The sequence below is a fragment of the Acetobacter nitrogenifigens DSM 23921 = NBRC 105050 genome (assembly GCF_000429165.1).
GTDB lineage: Bacteria > Pseudomonadota > Alphaproteobacteria > Acetobacterales > Acetobacteraceae > Acetobacter > Acetobacter nitrogenifigens.
On record NZ_AUBI01000003.1, the window covers coordinates 330,710 to 348,004 of the forward strand.

Sequence of the window (17,295 nt, forward strand, 5' to 3'; positions counted from 1 at the left end):
GCGTGCGCTGATGATTCAGGGAACGGGCTCCAACGTCGGCAAATCCCTGCTGGTGGCGGGGTTGTGCCGCGCGGCGCGGTGCCGTGGGCTGTCGGTCGCGCCGTTCAAACCGCAAAACATGTCCAACAACGCGGCGGTGACGGCGGACGGTGGGGAGATCGGACGGGCTCAGGCGTTGCAGGCGCTGGCCTGTGGGCGCGCCGCGCACACGGACATGAATCCCGTCCTGCTCAAGCCTGAGTCGGAGACCGGGTCGCAGGTGATCGTGCAGGGTCGACGGTTCGCAACAGTGAAAGCGCGCGAATACGCCAGCCTCAAGCCGCAATTGCTGGCTCCGGTGCTTGAGAGTTTCGACCGGCTGCGTCGAAGCGTGGATATCGTCATCGTCGAAGGCGCGGGCAGCCCGGCGGAGGTGAATCTGCGCGCGGGCGACATCGCCAATATGGGGTTCGCGCGGGCTGCCGACGTGCCTGTGATCCTCGTTGGGGATATCGACCGGGGTGGCGTGATCGCCCAGATCGTCGGCACGAAAGCAGTGCTGGAGCCAGAAGACGCAGCGCAGGTGGCGGGGTTTCTGATCAACCGTTTTCGCGGCGACCCCAGTCTGTTCGATGACGGGTACGCCCTTATCGAGCGCCGGGCAAGATGGCGCGGCTTTGGCGTGATCCCCCACTTCGCCGACGCTGCGCTGTTGCCTGCGGAGGACGCGCTCGACCTGCGCCGCGCCGCCGGTTCTGGTCCCCTGCGTATTGCGGTCCCGGTTCTCTCCCGCATAGCCAATTTCGACGATCTTGATCCGCTGGCGCAGGAACCGGGCGTCACGCTTTCCATGATCGGCGCCGGAAGCGCCATTCCGGGCGACACGAATCTGGTGATCCTGCCGGGAACCAAATCGACGCGAGCGGATATCGGCTGGTTGCGGGCGCAGGGGTGGGATATCGACATCGCGGCACATGTGCGGCGTGGCGGACATGTGCTTGGCATTTGTGGCGGGTTTCAGATGCTTGGTCGTGCGATCCACGATCCGCTGGGACTTGAAGGCGCGCCGGGGGATACGCCAGGACTTGGACTGCTGGATCTGGTCACGGTCATGCGGCCCGAAAAGCGCCTGTCGCGGGTGGAGGCTATCCATGCGGCCAGCGGCGCGCCCTTGTCGGGATACGAAATCCACATTGGCGAGACGACAGGCGCCGCGCTTGATCACCCCTTCGCACATGTGGCGGGCGCGCCCGAAGGGGCGGTTTCGACCAACGGACGGATCATGGGCAGTTATCTGCACGGCATGTTCGCCGACGACCGGTTTCGTGGCGCCTTCCTGCGCCAGCTCGGTGCGGCGCCTTCCGCCCTGAACTATGGCGAGAGGGTGAACGCTGTCCTCGGCGGTTTGGCGGATCATCTGGAAGCGCATTGCGATGTGGCCGGTATGCTGGCCGTAGCGAGGTAGGTCTCAATTCGTTCAACTGGGATCGCCCTAGCGGGCGAAGAAGTCTGATACGCCTCAACTACTGCTTGCCGTTACTGAAGGAAGGTGAGGGTTGCCGCGAACCGGGTCGGAGCAAAAGCATCAGAGTCGATCTTTTTAAGAAGCGATTTTGTCAGGGTGGTCATCAGCATTTTTTAAAGTTCTAAAGGAAAAAAAGCGTCTTAAACCCATGTCACGGCATTAATTTACGTTTTTTCGATCCTTCTACCCCCTATCTCTTGTCGTCGATCTGAAGATATATCTTAGATGTAACGAGGGAAAAGGAAGATTAAACATGAGCATAAATGAATTCTATGCACCTTTTTGTAGTGTGGAAATATGAAAAAATTTGCATTTGTATTGTTTTTCCTCTCAAATACTATTGAAATTTTAATATACACATTTATAATGATTCCTTTTGTTTTTCGTGTTATTTCATGGAATCCACTTCACTATTTCGCGATAATTTTGGGAATTGATATGATATTATCATTAATATTTATAGTAAATCCAATATTAAAAATAGCCAGAAGAAAGGAAGGTGAATTCTTCGTGCTATTTTATGTGGCGTGGTTCATAACCTCAATATTGAATATATCTTCTTTGATTTTTTCTCTTTTGGGAATCCCCTCCTTACTATCATTTTTATCTTACGGTTTTTTAGTAAAAAATCTCAATCGGTAAATTTTTCATGAATATATAATGAAAATCAGAAAATATGTTTTAAAAAATAAACCGTGAGATTAAGTTGACGTCGTGCGCAAACGCGTCGGATGGCGTCACGAGGAGTCGGGTCCTACCCGTCTTAGTGACGTTGCTGGGTCTTATCGTTGCTCCCATGGGTGCGCGTGATTCTTTTGCCATCCGGCGCGATGCAACAGCGGCATGTCGTCGTCGAACTCTGGATAGCCGATGCAAAGATAAGCGGAGAAACGCCAGTCGGGCGGGCAATCGAACAGGGTCTCCATGGACGCCGGATCGAGAATGGAGACCATGCCGAGCCCCAGATTTTCCGTGCGGGCCGCAAGCCATAGACTGTGGATCGCCATATCCGTAGAGGCGCGAAGCGTGTCCGGTATGGAGCGACGGCCCAGAGCATGACCCTCGTCGGGGTCGGAGACGGTGAAAACCGCGAGTTGAAGAGGCGCCCGATCCAGACCGGCAAGCTTCAGGCGCAGGTAATCATCATGCTTTTGACCGTCATACGTGGCGGCGGCCTCAGCGTTGCAACGCGTGAAATTCGCACGGACGGCGGCGCGCAGGGCGGTGTCGTCAACGCGGACGACGCGCCACGGACGGGCGTTGCCGACCGAAGGGGCCAGGTCCATCGCATCTTGCAATCGGACGATGATCGCCTCGTCGATCGGATCAGTCCGAAAATGGCGCACATCCCGACGCCAGCGCAGGATGCGGCGCAGGGTCTCCGTGTCCTCGGGGGTGAATTTCATCGAATCAGCTTCCCTGCGTCTCGTCGGCCAACCTTGTGTGGCCGGCGCAGTGGGTTATCGATGGTCGGGACGCAGCGCAATCCGGCGGTTCTCCCGAATGCGGATCATGATGCCCGGACAAAACCGCGATCGCAGCCATGACCACCGCCAAAGCCGCCAGCATCCTGCGGTACAGGGCCAGTCCGTGCAGGAGGTCTCGAGCCTGCGGGTCTGGCGCGTCGCCGTTGAGCCACGGCTCGTTGGCGACGCGATCAGCATAGGCGCGCGGTCCTGAAAGACGAATGTCGAGGGCGCCCGCGAATGCCGCCTCGGGCCACCCGGCGTTTGGGGAGCGGTGGAAGCGTGCGTCGCGCCAAATCGTACGCAGCGCAATGAGAGGTCTTCTGGAGACGAGGGCGAACATCAGCCCCGTCATGCGAGCTGGAGCCAGATTGGCGACGTCGTCGATCCGGGCCGCGGCCCAGCCGAACGCTTCGTGGCGGGGCGTTCGATGGCCGATCATCGAATCAAGCGTGTTGATCGCCTTGTACGCGGCTATGCCGGGCAGCCCGAATAATGCTCCCCAGAACAATGGGGCGATCACGCCATCGGACGTGTTTTCGGCCAGACTTTCGGCCGCAGCCCGAGCGATCCCCGCTTCGTCAAGCAGATCGGGGTTGCGTCCGACGATCATGGAGACGGCGCGTCGCGCGCCGGAAAGATCACCATCGGCCAACGGCTTCGCGACCGCCGCGACGTGATCGTTCAGAGAATGCGCGGCGACCAACGGCCACGCCAGCGCCCCGGTCAGGACTGAGCCGATCCATCCTCCGGGTAACAGTTTGGCTGCGATCAGGCCAGCGCTCGTGGCTACACCGATCGTAAGGCAAGCGCAGATCGCGCCGGCGGTGCGGCGGGAAAGGCTGCTTGCGTCCTCGCGGTTGAGGTCCCGGTCGCCCAGATCGATCAGCCTGCCGAGCCACGTCACGGGATGGCCGATCCGCAAATATACGCTGTCCGGCCAGCCGATCATCGCGTCCAGAGCCAGCGCGATCAGCATTGCCGCGACCGAGTCTCCGCTCAGCAAGGCGCGCGCCGACGGGCAGAGAGGAGCGGGGCTCGCAAGCGGAACGGGACAGGGGTGCACGCATGCGCCAAGTCGGGATCTTTCCATCGAACGGTTCGGGTGCTTCTGGTCTCGCTGTGTCCGTTAGGCAGTTTTATGACGGAAGGCCAGAGACGTCCCTGCCGTTCGTCGAGCAGTCGTCGTCGAGACGCTCAGAGGCGATTTACGTGCGGCGGTGTGGTGGATCGTTCGTGCGGCTCTCAAGTCAGCGTGATGCTGAAAGCATGGAACCTGCATCATCAGTTAACGTATCCCATCTCGGGTAATTGGAATGCTGCCCAATGCTTTGATTATTATGCGGGAGGGGCTTTCACCACGAAGGCAAAATTATGCATATGGCTTGTTCTATAAGAGATCTCGGGCCTCTTCATTCGGTTCAGTGAAGGCGTGTCTGAGATTAGTAGAATTAAATGAAAACCACAGAAATCCACAAAAATATTTATCAGTTGCTCCCTGATGCGTCTTTTTTGGATGACGGGGCGGAAGCGTTTCGCGATCACAGAGGGAGTAAGTGAAGCACATGCAACGTTGGTATACCGTGGTCATTCCGACGCGACAGAGCGGGAAATGGATGTCAGCGCTTCTGGAGCACTATCGAGCCCGGAGCGTCGCGCCGATATTGCTGATTGACGCCAGAACCACCGACGACACGCGGCAGATAGCCGCCGAATACGGCGCGCAGTGTGTGGAAGTTAAAGATTTTACCTTCACGGAAGCGATCATGCCTCTGGTGAAGGACGTGGTTACGACCCCATGGGCGTTGTTTATTCATGACGACGAGATTCCCTCGGACGCGCTTTTCGAGCGGCTGGACGGACCGGAGCCTCCCGCTGAGGCGCAGTCCGTTGCGATTCCGCGTAGGTGGGCATGGTATGAACCCGGACAACCGTTGAAGTTCGGTCGGTCCGATCGTTGGGCCGACAGGGCGCTGCACGCGGGAGCGGATCATGCCTGGAGGCTGTTTCGCCCTCAGGAAGTCGAATATGTCCCGGCAATGCATAGCGAGGGGTTTTACATCGATAAATGGTCCCGTTTTTCCAGCGATTTATATATTGTCCATTTCGAATGGATCATTCGGACGCGCGCGCAGCGTGAAGAAAAATTGCGACGTTATGATGAATACCGCTACGGATATGGGGTTTTCTTCGAACCCCTTTACCTTCCGGAGCGTCAACCAGAGGGATTAATTGATTACTTTCTGTTCGAAACGCACGACTATGACAGGTTGGCTGAGGTGTATTATTCCCTAAGCGAGCCGGACCTGAAAATACCGCATCATAGTTTGAGAACCAGGGTTTCTGGTATGAAATCTCGCGTCCCGGACAACTTGGGATTAAATGACCTGTTCAAGGAACCATCGGATCGACGGGCACTGGGTGTGCATCTGGAAAAAGAAATTCGTGACACGGGTCGGTTTTATATTTAAAAAATATCTATATATAAAATAAAATTTTTAATAATCGTTTGATGGGCGCTGGCGAGAGAATCCCCGCCAACGTCCCGCTTGAGCGCTGGCGCAGCCGCGCGTCATTCCGACGACGGGATATGGTCTTCGTAATCCGCCCAATGAGCGAGAAGTGCAGCGATGACTGGCGCTCCGGCGCGCTCGTTATTATCGAACGCTACTGTTTGCCCCGGTCCTTCGTCGCCCATGGACTTCGCCGCGTTTTTCCCCGGCGGCGGCATGTCGAAGTTGCTGCCCGAGCGCAGCACCATGATCCGGCGCGCGTCGAGATAGCCGCGATCGGCCAGCAACCTCATTTCGATCTGGTTTGTCTGGCTCTCTTCATTCGTCATGACGAAAACGCCCTTGCCGTGCGTCCAGAGAGAAACCCAGCGTTCGGCCCAGCGGTTGCGTGACTGACCATGCCAGTAGCGCAGGGCCCCAAGCGTTTCGCCCATCAGCACGAAGGGCGGTCTCTGCGCGTTCGGAAAACCTTTCCATGCGGCGCGGCGTCGGGCGATTTCCGGGTCGTCCGACAAGCTTGCCGTGCGGCTTATGGCGTAAGCCCACTGCGCCAGACCGGCGTTTAGCGGATAAGCCTTGCTGAGTTCGTCCATGTCCGTGACCGAGCCATAATGATTGGCGTCCGACGGCAATGTGTCGGGCTTGTCGGCGCCGATGGCGTAGAGGCCGTAAGGCCAGCCCTTCGGAATGTCGCGGTCGTCGATTTCGCGGAGGGCGTCGCCGTCCACCACCCAGCGCGCCCATGCAACACTGCCGACGGAAGCGACGCTCGGATCGACGCCGGAAATGCCGGTAAATATCCAGTAGCTGTGGTGCAGGTCGAAATGTGGGTCCAGCGCCAACGCCATCAGGTCGGTTGCGCCATGGCGCAGCACAAGGCCGTAGACCCCTTCCTTGTTCCGCCGAAGTATCGCGTCCGGCACGCCGCGGACCGGCACGACTTCGTCCAGATGCTCGCGCTCCACCCAGTCCTGATATTCGCCCGGCGCGTCGCCAGAATCCGCGCCATTCTCCCACCCCGCTACGACGATGACCTTCGGGGCGGAGGCGACAATCCGGGCTGCGGGAGTGCTCGTCGACTCACTGGATGCGCAGGCAGTTAATGCGAGGGCGGAAACAAGGGCGAGAAAGGTTGCGCTGCGGGTAGAAATTTTCATGGAAGCACCCCGTGTATGGTCCAGAATTGAAATCTTAAAAAAGCACGAGAGTGCGGCCCCGGCGCCTTTTGTCCCTCGCAGTTCAGCACAGTTTCCCGCATATGGTGAAAATAACTTCGCGTTGGAAAACATCGCGCGAAACGCGTCGTCAGTTCAGGGCGCTGACATTACTGCTGCGATGGAGCGCAGGCGATATCAGGCACCTTTTCGATCAGGTCTGATCGCAGTCCACTCTGCCACCCGCTCGTATGCGCGCCCGATGCGAAGCAGGTCGAGGTCGTGGTGATACGGCGCCACAAGTTGCAGCCCCATCGGCAGATTGCGGGCGCCGCCGAACCCCGCCGGTACGGCGAGCGCCGGGCAACCGCTGAGGGAGACGGCGAATGTGACCTCCATCCAGCGATGATAGGTGTCCATCGCTACGCCTGCGATCGCCTCTGGCCACATCTTTTCGAGGGAGTACGGAAAAAGCTGCGCTGTCGGCAGAGCGAGAACGTCGAAACGTTCGAACAGGGAGGCGAAAGCGCGATAGAGTTTCGTGCGCGCCACGCCAGCCTCGTGGATGTCCCGTCCGGTCTGCCTGATGCTGCCTTCGATCTCCCAGACGACATGCGGCGCGAGTAGCTTGCGCTTCGATGGATCGTCGTAGAGTGGGCGAACTGCGTTGCCGACGCCCCAATGCCGCAACGCGAGCCATGTGTTCCAGATCTCCGGCTCGGAGAGGGGAAAGTCGACTTCCTCCACGCGCGCGCCGGTCGTCTCAAACGCCGCGAGCGCATGGCGGCAGACATCGAGGACGCCATCCTCCATGGGCAACGATCCGCCCATGTCGCCAAGCCAACCGACCTTCAGGTCCCGACAATCCCGTTCGCCCGGGTGCGCGAAAGCGGCAGGATCGTCGCGCAGGGATAAAGGGTGGCGAGGATCGTAACCCGCCTGCACAGACAGAAGTAGGGCAAGATCGTCGATCGTGCGCGCCATCGGTCCTTCGTAACCGAGCTGGCTGAAAAAAACGTCCTCGCCGGGATCCTTGGGCACGCGCCCGGATGTCGGACGGAAACCAAAGACATTGTTCCACCCGGCAGGATTGCGTAACGATCCGCCAAAGTCGCTGCCATCGGCCAGAGGCGTCATGCGCGTCGCCAGCGCCACGGCAGCGCCGCCGCTGCTGCCGCCCGCCGAACGGTCGAGGTCGTACGGATTGCGCGTTGCGCCGAACACGGGGTTGACGGTGTTGGAGCCGAAGCCGAACTCCGGCGCGTTCGTCTTGCCGATAATGATGGCTCCTGCCTCCCGCACTCTGGAAACCGCTAGGCCGTCTTTCTGCGCCATAGTTCCGGCGAAAAGCGGCGATCCCATACTTGTTGGGAAACCACGCGCTGGCGAAAGATCCTTGATCGCGTGAGGGAATCCGTGTAGCGGGCCGGCGAACTCTCCGCGCGCCGCCAGTTCGTCCTGTGCTGCGGCTTCGGCAAGCAGCGCGCCTTCGTCAGCGAGAGACACGATCGCGTTGCAGGAAGGATTTTCGGCGGCGATCTGGTTCAGATGCGCGCGCATGACCTCCTGCGCGGAGACGGAGCGCGCGTGGATGGCGTCTTTCAGCGCGCAGGCGGTCATATCGGTGATCGCGGTCATGGTCGCTCTTTCCCCTTGCGGATGGGTGGTTTCGTGGTTTTCAATTGACACGAAATAAAATTTTGGAAGTGTGTGCGATTTTTAATATATTTCTGGAACCTGTCGCCGCGTTCACGATGTGACGTGAACGGGCGAGGGGCGTGCGTCAGGCCGCCTGATCCGGGGCCTGTCGCACCGGCGGCTGCACGTCGGCCGGGATCGGGCTGATATACGGCTGGACGCGCAGACGGTCGGCGTGGTCCGCTTTCGCCCGGGTGAGCAGCGTTTCGTCCGTCAAGAGATCGATCGCGGTCATGGCCATGACTTTCGCGACATGGATCATGCCCTTGTGCGCGACCGAGGATTTGCCCTGCGCCGTCATCTGCCACGAGTGCAACTGTGTGCCGACGGCGCATGTGGCGCCCAGCGCCTGTACGGTTGGCACTGTCCAGCTTACGTCGCCGACATCGGTGGAGCCCAGAGACATCCTTGTTGTCGCGAGCGGCAGGATTGACGCGCATAACGGCTCATCCGGAGCCGGAGGGAGGCCTACCGCGCGGAAGGCTGACAGGATGTCTTCGCGCGGAAATGTCTTCTGCATTTCAAGAGCGAAGGCGCGGTCCGCGTCGTCGAACGGCGGCGGCCCGAGCCGTTCGAGGTTTGCGTGCATAGCGCGCTCAAGGGGCGGGCAGGGAAGAAGGTTCGCCATGCCGCTAATGATCTCCGCCGAAACCGAAGTTTCCGTCATCATGGCGGCGCCGTCGGCGACTTTACGCACTCTGTCGGCCAGAGCCATCATGTCGCCGAGTTCGAGTGCGCGAACCGTGTAGCGAATGACCACTTTCGATTGCACGACATTAGGCGCCACGCCGCCTGCGTCGAGGTAGGCATAATGAATGCGCGAGGTCGGCAGCATGTGTTCGCGCAGGTAATTGACGCCGACGTTCAATAACTCGGCGGCGTCCAGGGCGGAGCGGCCGAGATGCGGCGCGGCGGCGGCGTGCGCCGCCTTGCCGGTGAACGTAAAATCTATGCGTATGTTGGCGAGAGAGTTTGGCGGAAACACACCCGCGAAGCAGAGCGGATGCCAAGAAACGGCGGCGTCCACGCCATCGAAAACGCCAGCCCGCACCATGAAGCTTTTTCCGGCGCCACCTTCCTCGGCCGGACATCCGTAATAACGGACGCGGCCCGGAACATTGTTGGCCGCCAGCCAGGATTTGACCGCCGTGGCCGCCAGAAGCGCCGCCGAGCCGAGCAGATTGTGGCCGCAGGCATGACCGTTGCCGCTGCCGGGAAGCGGTGCGTGCTCGGTGACGCCCGCGGCGTTGCTCAGGTTCGGCAGGGCGTCGAACTCTCCAAGAAACGCGATGATCGGACCGCCTTCCCCAGCCTCGCCCATGACGGCAGTGGGCAGACCGGCGACGTCGCGGGTGACGGCGAACCCTTCGTTTTCCAGCGCGCTGGCGTGCAGCGCGCATGATTTGAATTCGCCGAAATTAAGTTCCGGGACTTCCCAGACATCGTCACTCAGCGCGACCAGAGGCGCTGCATGAGCGTCGACGAGATCCCATATCTGGTCGGAATTTTTCATGACGATCTCCAATATGTGTTCAGAAGATTTCGGGTGGTCATTCAGCCATCAACGCCCGCGCGATCTCTTCTGGATTCACATGCTCGACATTGCGCCGCGCTAGGGTGTGAAGACGAAGATAAACGAGGAGACCGGCGGGTAGGACGAAGGCCATCATGTATGCAGGCGTCATCGGGTCATGGGTTTTGGCGATCAGCCAGGCCGTGGCGGGTTGCGTCATGCCGCCGAATGTCGAGACGGCCAGTGCGTAGATAACTCCAAACAGGGACGAACGGGCTCCCGTGGGCAGCGCATCGAGCATCGCCTGCCAAAGTCCGACGGCGGTAATGCTCGACAGCAGGAACATCGTGACATTAAGGGCAAGTTGGCTGCCCAGTCCCGGCACATGAATGGCGTAATAATATAGCGGCACGCTGAGAACAGCGTTGAGCAGGCCTACGGAAACAACGATCGCTCGGGCGTCTGACTGGCGCGTGGCGATCCTGATGCCGATCAGAATGCCGACGAGTCCGGCGGTCAGCCCCGCGACCATGCCCATCATGCTGATGGAGGGCGACAGGCCGAGAACCGTCACGGCGTAGCTGACGCCGAAATTGCGCAGATACGTCGAAATCGTGCCGCACATGATCCCGATGAAAACGAAGAACACCGCCTGACGTAGAGCTGCTTTTTCGTGCGGTGTCGAAGCGGAGAGAGGAACCTGACGATCAAGGACTTGTGCGCCCTCATCTGAGAAGGCCAGACGCCGGAGCACCAATCCGACCGGCACGATGAGAAGGCCGAGAACGAACGGAACGCGCCATCCCCAGCTATAGAGCGCGTCGTGAGACAGCAGCTCCGAAAGCGCCAGACCAATGACCACGGCCACCAGAGAACCGAGCAACTGCGTCATATATTGCAGAGAACCGAGCATGCCCCCCATTCGCTCGGGTGCGGCGTCGAAGATCAGGGCGGTCGCAGGGCCGACTTCCCCGCCGTCGGAAAAGCCTTGCAACATGCGCGCAACGACAATCAACAGCGGCGCCAGCAGCCCGATAGAGGCCGCAGGGGGCGTGGCGGCCAGCAGCAGAGAGCCTATGGCCATCAGCAGGAAGGTGACCATCAACGAAGCCTTGCGCCCCTCACGGCGGGAGTAACGCTCCATCACGAAGGCGCCCACCGGGCGCAGTACGAAGCCGACCGCGAACGTCATCAGCGCGTAGAACAACTGCATGAGCCAGTTTTCGCCCGGAAAGAACGCACGGGCGATCATGGGCGCGAAGAAGGCGAACGCCATAAAATTATAGAATTCGAGAAAATTTCCGATGCAGGCGGCTGTGATGACCAGCGTGCTCCGCGCTTTCGTCGGTCTAGAGTGCGTCATGCCCGTTCCGATTCAGGGTGTGCGCCCGCCAGCCCGTCAAGGACCCGACGAATCCCGCGCAGTATGAACAGTTCGACGGAGCGGATGCAATCGGGAGCGAAACGTTTGGCGTCGGTTGATCACGATGCTGGCCACTACGTCGTGTGAAAGAAGCTTACAGCGAACCGAAATCCACGTTTCCGCCGGACAGGATAATCCCTACCCGCTTGCCCGCAACGGGAACGACGCCTTCCAGAACGGCTGCGGCGGCGAGGCAGCCGGTAGGCTCCACGACCAGCTTCATACGGGTGGCGAGCGTACGCATCGTGCTGCGCAACTGCTCGTCAGTCGCGGTCTCGATCGCCGTCACGCGCTCGCGGATGATTCTGAAGGTCAGCTGCCCGAGCGCCGTTGTCTGGGCTCCGTCGGCGATCGTAGCCGGAACGGGGATCGAGATGATCCGGCCAGCTGCGAATGACCGCTTGCCGTCGTCGCCAGCTTCCGGCTCGACCCCTATGACTCGGCAATCGGGCGAGAGCAGCGACGCGGCGAGCGCGGTTCCGGCCAACAACCCGCCGCCACCCAGCGGGGCCAGGAGCAGGTCGAGCGGCCCCGTTTCTTCAAGCAGTTCCAGCGCTGCGGTGCCCTGTCCGGCGATGATGTCCGGATGATCGAAAGGGGGAATCAGCGTCAGCCCGCGTTCGTCCGCCAGCCGCGCGCCGATCGCCTGCCGATCCTCGGCGTAACGGTCATAAAGGACGATCTCGGCCCCATAACCTCGCGTCGCTTCCAGCTTGATGGCGGGGGCGTCCTTCGGCATCACGATCACCGCTGGGACATCGGCGCAGCGTGCTGCCAGTGCGATGGCCTGTGCGTGGTTGCCGGACGAGAACGCGACGACGCCCAGACGGCGCTGTTCGGGCGTCAGTCGCGCGATGGCGTTCGCTGCGCCGCGAAACTTGAAAGCGCCTGTCCGCTGGAAAGTCTCGGCCTTGAAAAACAACGTCGCCCCGACGCGGTCATCAAGCGTGCGGGAGCGAAGGACGGGCGTTCGGTGGGCAAGGCCCTTAATGCGCGCGGCGGCGGCGCGGACGTCTTCGGCTACAGGCGCGTCGCTCATGAAAAAGCCTCGTCATAGAGTGGTCGGACGCTCCGCATTTCCACCAGCGTTAAAGGGTCAGGGTCCCTGTTTCACGCTTTGCAGGCCGTCCCTGTAGCCAAGGGCTTCCCACTGCTGCTTCTGCGTCAGGTGCTTCTTCGGATTGTCTCCGCCGCCGAACAACGAACACCCGGACAGGACCATCGCGCCGAGCGCCAGAATGAGGACACGCTTCATGATCGGCCAGAAACTCCGCAGGCTGTTTTTTGACGGGACGGGGCAGGTAGCTCCCGCATTTCCACGCTGGTTTTGATAGAGTATGGCCGCCTGTCGGGCGACGGCACAAGGGGCGGCGTCTAGCGTCGCAACTCCATCGTGATCGGCCCCTCGCGACGGCCATGCGTGAACTGGTCGACCATCGCGTTGCCGCTGTTCATCAGGCAACTCGCTGCGCCACGCCATACCAGACGGCCCTGGTAGAGCATGGCGGCCTGATCGCCGATTCTCTGGGCGGACGCCATGTCATGGGTGATGGCGATGGCTGTTGAGCCCAGCTTCTTGACGCAATCGACGATCAACCCGTCGATGACGGCGCCCATGATCGGATCGAGGCCGGTGGTCGGTTCGTCAAAAAACAGGATGTCAGGCCGGTCGGCGATTGCGCGGGCGAGGCCGACGCGCTTCTGCATGCCGCCCGAAAGTTCGGACGGGTAAAGGGCGCCGACGGACGGATCCAGCCCTACCTGCGTCAGGACCTCGCCTGCTCTTTCGCGCGCCTGCGCGCGGGTCAGGCGGGGATGCTTGTCGTTATGCTTCTTCGTTTCCGGCGCAAGAAGTCCGAACGCCACGTTCTCCCAGACGGGCAGGCTGTCGAACAGCGCAGCGTTTTGAAAGAGCATGCCGATCTCGCCGATCAGCTCTTCCCGCTTGCCGCGAGACGCCGTGAGCAAATTCACGCCGTCGATCTCGATCGTTCCTGCATCCGGGGCGATCAGCCCGAGGATGCAGCGCAGCAACACGGATTTTCCGCTACCGGAACCGCCGATGACGACGAAGGAAGTTCCTTCTTCGACGTCGAGATCTATTCCGTTCAGGACGTGCTTGCCGCCGAACGATTTGTGCAGCCCGCGAATACGGATTTTCGGCGTGCGCGCAGAGGGCGTGAATGCGTCGGTCATTGGGCGAAAAACAGGTCGGTTAGCAGATAGTCGAAGGCGAGGACGAGTATCGACGCCGACACGACCGCCGAGGTGGTGGCGCTGCCGACGCCTTCGGCTCCGCCGCGGCTGGAATAGCCGTAATAGCATCCCATAAGGGCGATGATGAAGCCGAACACCGCAGCCTTGACCAGCCCGACCGTGATGTCGATCGGTTTCACAGCGTTGATCGTGGCGGAGATATAGGCCGCGGGCGCGAAGCCCAGCTTCACGACAGACACTGTAAAGCCGCCGGCGACGCCCAGAATGTCCGCGACCACGACGAGCAGGGGTAGGGAGATCAATCCAGCCAACAGACGCGGCGTCACGAGGTATTTCATCGGGCTTGTGCGAAGGGTTGTCAGCGCGTCGATCTGGTCGGTCACGCGCATGGTGCCGATCTGCGCCGCCATCGCCGCGCCGACGCGTCCGGCGACCATCAATCCCGCCAGCACCGGCCCAAGTTCGCGCGTAACCGAAAGCACGACGATTCCGGCGATAGCGCTTTGCACGTGGTACTGCGCGAAGCCAGTGTATGACTGCAGCGCGATCACCCCGCCCGCGAACAGCGCCGTCATGGCCACGACGGGCAGCGATAGGTAGCCGGTGTCCATCAGGGCGCCGCCGAACACGCGCCAGTAGAAGGGCGGCCTTACGGCGTGAAGCAGGCCCTCAACGGCGAACATCGCGAGGGCTCCGGCGCCTCGCGCTGCTTCCAGCACGTGGCGTCCGATCACGGCGATCAAATCGAGAAGCGCGTTCATGCAGAAGGTTCGGTCCGACCGCGTTGCGAGCGCGTCGAAACGTGTCCTTGTGGAGCAAGGGATATCAGGTGCATGCTCAAGCCGTAGCCCGAGACCCGGCGCGCGTCAAAGCGCCCCTCCGACCAGTGCGATAAATTTTTTCGCCGATTGACAGACGGATGTCGTATTTCATCGCCAAAAAAGGGTATCTGCCCGCTTGACCTGTGTGGCCTATACAGGGTCAAGTCGCCTACCGTTAATAAAACGGTAAACCTCTCTACAGACCGCCTGCACACCTGAAGCGAAGCCGAAATGGCAAGGAGGAACCAGTGCGTATTGCAATGATCGGAGGCGGCTATGTCGGCCTCGTGTCAGCCGCGTGTTTCGCTGAGTTCGGCATCGAGGTCGCCGTGGTGGAAACAAGCCCCAGCCGCCTCGCGGCGCTGCGCGAAGGGCGTATTCCCATCTACGAGCCCGGCCTGGACAAGCTTGTCGAAACCAACATGCAGGCAGGACGCCTGACGTTCGGCGATGACATCGCCGTGGCCGTGGCGGGAGCCGAAGCGGTGTTCATCGCCGTCGGCACGCCCCCGCGCAACGGCGACGGGGCGGCGGACATGCAGTATGTCCACGCAGCGGCGGAACAGATCGCCAACGCTCTGACGGGCTATGCGGTGGTGGTCACGAAGTCCACCGTTCCCGCGGGAACGAGCCGCCGGATTGCCGAAATTATCCGTGCAGCCCGCCCGGATGCGGATTTCGATGTGGCCTCCAACCCGGAGTTCCTGCGCGAAGGCAACGCGATCGGCGATTTCATGCGGCCAGATCGTGTGATTATCGGTCTTGATCGCACACGTCCGGAAAGAGTCGCGCGTGCGGAAGCGGTCATGCGCAAGGTTTATCGCCCTCTGTCGCTGATCGAGGCGCCGCTTCTCTTCACGTCGCTTGAGACGTCGGAATTGACCAAATACGCGTCGAACTCGTTCCTCGCGATGAAGATATCGTTCATCAATGAGATGGCCAGTCTCTGCGAAAAACTCGGCGCGGATGTGCATGATCTGGCCAAGGGCATGGGGCTCGACGGGCGTATCGGCCGCAAATTCCTGCACCCCGGTCCGGGTTACGGCGGCTCATGTTTCCCCAAGGACACGCTCGCGCTGTCCCGTATCGGGCAGGAAGCCGGTAGCCCCTGCCGTCTGGTCGAGACCACCGTGCAGGTCAATGACGCTCGCAAGATCGGCATGGCTGGTCGCATCATTGCGGCGTGTGGCGGTTCCGTGGAAGGCAAGAGTATCGCGGTGCTGGGGCTGACCTTCAAGCCGGAGACGGATGATATGCGTGAGGCGCCGTCGCTGCCGATCCTGCATCGTCTGGCCGAAGCTGGCGCGAAGATCCGCGCTTACGATCCGGTCGGAATGGATGCGGCCAAGCCCGGTCTTCCGCCATCCGTCGCATATTGCACGGATGCGATCGACGCAGCGACGAATGCGGACGCTCTGGTGGTTCTGACCGAGTGGAACGTGTTCCGTGCGGTTGCGCCCAAAGCGCTCAAGGAAGCCATGAAGGGCGATGTCGTGGTCGACCTGCGCAACATCTTCGACCCGGCCGCAATGCGAGCTGCGGGCCTGCAATACCAGTCTGTGGGACGGCCCTGACGCAAGGGGCGCCCGTCGCCGGAGCGGTGGGCGCCGACTGGGACAAAGATTTGTCGATGCAATAAAGAGTAACGGCCCGGGTTTCCCGGGCCGTTACTCTTTTCATCGCTTCGTTGCGGTGGAGCATTTGTGCGCGCATCAGCGCTACATGGGCGGATTGGGCGGTAGGCCGCAAATGGCTGCCCTGGAAGCCTGCACTTGTGAACCGGCATGCCTGACCGGAGTTTCGAAAACGGTCTGACCACTAAAGCGTTCTGGCTGCCGCCTATTCCGCTTTCGCGAAGAGGGGGGCTGGGCGGCGGCGTAGCTGATCGACGTCGTCCCATCTTGCCGAATCGCAATGCAGTCCTATTTTTGAAGAGCGATATTTCGTCATTGTATGGACAGCCGCCCTCGGAGGCGCCGGAAGGGAAACGTATGGAGTGGCATGGGTTTGTCGCGCTGATGACGTTTCTGTTCTTGTCTATTTTCGCGCCATTGCTGATCGCTTTGGTGATTCTCTGGCGTAACGCCTTGGACGAGGGATGGGCGGAGCGCGACGCCCGGTTCCGTGAAGTGATTCTCCGTCGCCCAGGATTGGCGCCTCACGCTCCGTCGAAAACTCAGCAACGCAAGGTGCAGTAATCATCTGGCGACGTGTGCTGACCGAGCGTTATCGGGGTGCTAATCAGTAAAAATTGCCGGACGTCGCTTCAGCGAAGATGGCCTCATCAGCCACGTGGGTTCGATGACGCAGAGCGCACTCGATCGGACGGATGCGAGAAGCGGGTTGGGGGTTCAGGCCAAAGGAGGCGGCCCCATCGACCCGTCGTCGACGATGGGGCCATCAGGCCGAGGATTAATCGGTTCGAGCCCGTCAGTTTGACAAGTGAGACGCTTCACGCCCGAGCGGAGGTCGTTGGCGCTCGAACATGGTGACGGTGGTTCCGCGATATTCCGATGCTCCGAAAGGATTGAATCCCAGCCGGGTGGCGAGTTGGATCGAACTGGCGTTGTCGGGGTCTATGATACAGACGGTCCGTAGCTCGGAGCGCGTTTCATCGAACCAGCGAAACACGGCCGACATTGCTTCAGACGCGTAACCCTTGCCGTGGAACGCCCCCTTGAGCAGCCATCCTGCCTCTGGTGAGCCGTCGAAGGACGCGCTGAGCCCGCGGTGAAAATTCGCCAGCCCCAGTTCCCCCATGACAGTTCCGGTCGCGCGCTCGACGACAGCGAACATTCCGTAACCAAACAGACTCCAGTGCCCCGTGTGTTGAAGGAATCTGCGCCACGCCTCTTCACGGGTCGTTGGCATGCCCCGGATGAATTGATTAACGGCGGCGTCAGTCGTTACCGCCAGTATGGCCTCAAGGTCTTCAGGGGTATGCGGTCGGAGAAGCAGGCGATCGGAGGTGATCATCGTGGGTTCG

The 17,295-nt window shown here is 60.6% G+C and carries 15 protein-coding genes; 4 read left to right on the forward strand and 11 right to left on the reverse strand.

Features of this window, described 5'->3' with window-relative positions:
* The first annotated feature begins 10 nt into the window (after window positions 1-10).
* Window positions 11-1,444, forward strand: a complete 1,434-nt coding sequence (locus G442_RS0106435) for a cobyric acid synthase (RefSeq protein WP_211229123.1) — start codon at window positions 11-13, stop codon at window positions 1,442-1,444.
* Between the two features lie 842 nt (window positions 1,445-2,286).
* Here the strand turns inward: G442_RS0106435 and bluB are convergent.
* Both bluB and cbiB read right to left on the reverse strand, forming a co-directional pair.
* Window positions 2,287-2,910, reverse strand: coding sequence for a 5,6-dimethylbenzimidazole synthase (gene bluB / locus G442_RS0106445; protein WP_026397337.1), 624 nt, complete (start codon window positions 2,908-2,910; stop codon window positions 2,287-2,289).
* Window positions 2,911-2,914: 4 nt separating this feature from the next.
* Window positions 2,915-4,063, reverse strand: a complete 1,149-nt coding sequence (gene cbiB / locus G442_RS21115) for an adenosylcobinamide-phosphate synthase CbiB (RefSeq protein WP_246789348.1) — start codon at window positions 4,061-4,063, stop codon at window positions 2,915-2,917.
* A gap of 571 nt (window positions 4,064-4,634) precedes the next feature.
* On the opposite strand from cbiB, the gene G442_RS0106455 reads away from it, so the two are divergent.
* The gene (locus G442_RS0106455) at window positions 4,635-5,441 is read left to right on the forward strand and encodes a glycosyltransferase family protein (protein ID WP_146882295.1); all 807 of its coding nucleotides are present in this window, start codon (window positions 4,635-4,637) and stop codon (window positions 5,439-5,441) included.
* A gap of 101 nt (window positions 5,442-5,542) precedes the next feature.
* Here the strand turns inward: G442_RS0106455 and G442_RS0106460 are convergent, their stop codons facing one another.
* The 8 genes from G442_RS0106460 to G442_RS0106495 all read right to left on the reverse strand — a co-directional run bounded on the left by G442_RS0106460 (window position 5,543) and on the right by G442_RS0106495 (window position 14,249).
* Window positions 5,543-6,640 carry a purine-nucleoside phosphorylase gene (locus G442_RS0106460; RefSeq protein ID WP_035376247.1) on the reverse strand — a complete coding sequence of 366 codons (1,098 nt, stop codon included), beginning with the start codon at window positions 6,638-6,640 and terminating at the stop codon, window positions 5,543-5,545.
* Between the two features lie 195 nt (window positions 6,641-6,835).
* A complete protein-coding gene (locus tag G442_RS21120) occupies window positions 6,836-8,275 on the reverse strand; it encodes an amidase (protein WP_035376248.1) in 1,440 nt (479 codons plus the stop codon).
* A gap of 145 nt (window positions 8,276-8,420) precedes the next feature.
* Window positions 8,421-9,848, reverse strand: coding sequence for an amidohydrolase (locus tag G442_RS0106470; RefSeq protein ID WP_026397340.1), 1,428 nt, complete (start codon window positions 9,846-9,848; stop codon window positions 8,421-8,423).
* Between the two features lie 37 nt (window positions 9,849-9,885).
* On the reverse strand, window positions 9,886-11,211 hold the full coding sequence (locus tag G442_RS0106475; RefSeq protein ID WP_026397341.1) for an MFS transporter: 1,326 nt from the start codon (window positions 11,209-11,211) through the stop codon (window positions 9,886-9,888).
* A 154-nt stretch (window positions 11,212-11,365) separates the two neighbouring features.
* Window positions 11,366-12,310: a threo-3-hydroxy-L-aspartate ammonia-lyase gene (locus G442_RS0106480; RefSeq protein ID WP_026397342.1), complete on the reverse strand. Its 945-nt coding sequence runs from the start codon at window positions 12,308-12,310 to the stop codon at window positions 11,366-11,368.
* Window positions 12,311-12,367: 57 nt separating this feature from the next.
* A complete protein-coding gene (locus G442_RS24955) occupies window positions 12,368-12,526 on the reverse strand; it encodes a hypothetical protein (RefSeq protein WP_154660355.1) in 159 nt (52 codons plus the stop codon).
* A 119-nt stretch (window positions 12,527-12,645) separates the two neighbouring features.
* Window positions 12,646-13,467: an ABC transporter ATP-binding protein gene (locus tag G442_RS0106490; protein WP_026397343.1), complete on the reverse strand. Its 822-nt coding sequence runs from the start codon at window positions 13,465-13,467 to the stop codon at window positions 12,646-12,648.
* Window positions 13,464-14,249: an MlaE family ABC transporter permease gene (locus tag G442_RS0106495; RefSeq protein ID WP_026397344.1), complete on the reverse strand. Its 786-nt coding sequence runs from the start codon at window positions 14,247-14,249 to the stop codon at window positions 13,464-13,466. The genes G442_RS0106490 and G442_RS0106495 overlap by 4 nt, the downstream gene beginning before the upstream one ends.
* Before the next feature lie 320 nt (window positions 14,250-14,569).
* Here G442_RS0106495 and G442_RS0106500 point away from each other — a divergent pair, with 320 nt between their 5' ends.
* A complete protein-coding gene (locus G442_RS0106500; protein WP_035376249.1) occupies window positions 14,570-15,883 on the forward strand; it encodes a UDP-glucose dehydrogenase family protein in 1,314 nt (437 codons plus the stop codon).
* 210 nt (window positions 15,884-16,093) lie between these two features.
* A complete protein-coding gene (locus G442_RS0106505) occupies window positions 16,094-16,507 on the forward strand; it encodes a hypothetical protein (protein WP_026397346.1) in 414 nt (137 codons plus the stop codon).
* Between the two features lie 232 nt (window positions 16,508-16,739).
* Here G442_RS0106505 and G442_RS0106510 read toward each other — a convergent pair whose 3' ends face one another.
* Window positions 16,740-17,285 carry a GNAT family N-acetyltransferase gene (locus G442_RS0106510; protein ID WP_026397347.1) on the reverse strand — a complete coding sequence of 182 codons (546 nt, stop codon included), beginning with the start codon at window positions 17,283-17,285 and terminating at the stop codon, window positions 16,740-16,742.
* Window positions 17,286-17,295: the final 10 nt, after the last annotated feature.

What these genes read in the sequence shown, in the direction of transcription:
- G442_RS0106500 (WP_035376249.1), top strand. Translation starts at nt 14,570, where the DNA reads ATGATCGGAGGCGGCTATGTCGGCCTCGTGTCAGCCGCGTGTTTCGCT.
- G442_RS21120 (WP_035376248.1), bottom strand. Translation starts at nt 8,275, where the DNA reads ATGACCGCGATCACCGATATGACCGCCTGCGCGCTGAAAGACGCCATC.
- G442_RS0106510 (WP_026397347.1), bottom strand. Translation starts at nt 17,285, where the DNA reads ATGATCACCTCCGATCGCCTGCTTCTCCGACCGCATACCCCTGAAGAC.
- bluB (WP_026397337.1), bottom strand. Translation starts at nt 2,910, where the DNA reads ATGAAATTCACCCCCGAGGACACGGAGACCCTGCGCCGCATCCTGCGC.
- G442_RS0106435 (WP_211229123.1), top strand. Translation starts at nt 11, where the DNA reads ATGATTCAGGGAACGGGCTCCAACGTCGGCAAATCCCTGCTGGTGGCG.
- G442_RS0106480 (WP_026397342.1), bottom strand. Translation starts at nt 12,310, where the DNA reads ATGAGCGACGCGCCTGTAGCCGAAGACGTCCGCGCCGCCGCCGCGCGC.
- G442_RS0106505 (WP_026397346.1), top strand. Translation starts at nt 16,094, where the DNA reads ATGCCTGACCGGAGTTTCGAAAACGGTCTGACCACTAAAGCGTTCTGG.
- G442_RS0106490 (WP_026397343.1), bottom strand. Translation starts at nt 13,467, where the DNA reads ATGACCGACGCATTCACGCCCTCTGCGCGCACGCCGAAAATCCGTATT.
- G442_RS0106460 (WP_035376247.1), bottom strand. Translation starts at nt 6,640, where the DNA reads ATGAAAATTTCTACCCGCAGCGCAACCTTTCTCGCCCTTGTTTCCGCC.
- G442_RS0106495 (WP_026397344.1), bottom strand. Translation starts at nt 14,249, where the DNA reads ATGAACGCGCTTCTCGATTTGATCGCCGTGATCGGACGCCACGTGCTG.
- G442_RS24955 (WP_154660355.1), bottom strand. Translation starts at nt 12,526, where the DNA reads ATGAAGCGTGTCCTCATTCTGGCGCTCGGCGCGATGGTCCTGTCCGGG.
- cbiB (WP_246789348.1), bottom strand. Translation starts at nt 4,063, where the DNA reads ATGGAAAGATCCCGACTTGGCGCATGCGTGCACCCCTGTCCCGTTCCG.
- G442_RS0106470 (WP_026397340.1), bottom strand. Translation starts at nt 9,848, where the DNA reads ATGAAAAATTCCGACCAGATATGGGATCTCGTCGACGCTCATGCAGCG.
- G442_RS0106475 (WP_026397341.1), bottom strand. Translation starts at nt 11,211, where the DNA reads ATGACGCACTCTAGACCGACGAAAGCGCGGAGCACGCTGGTCATCACA.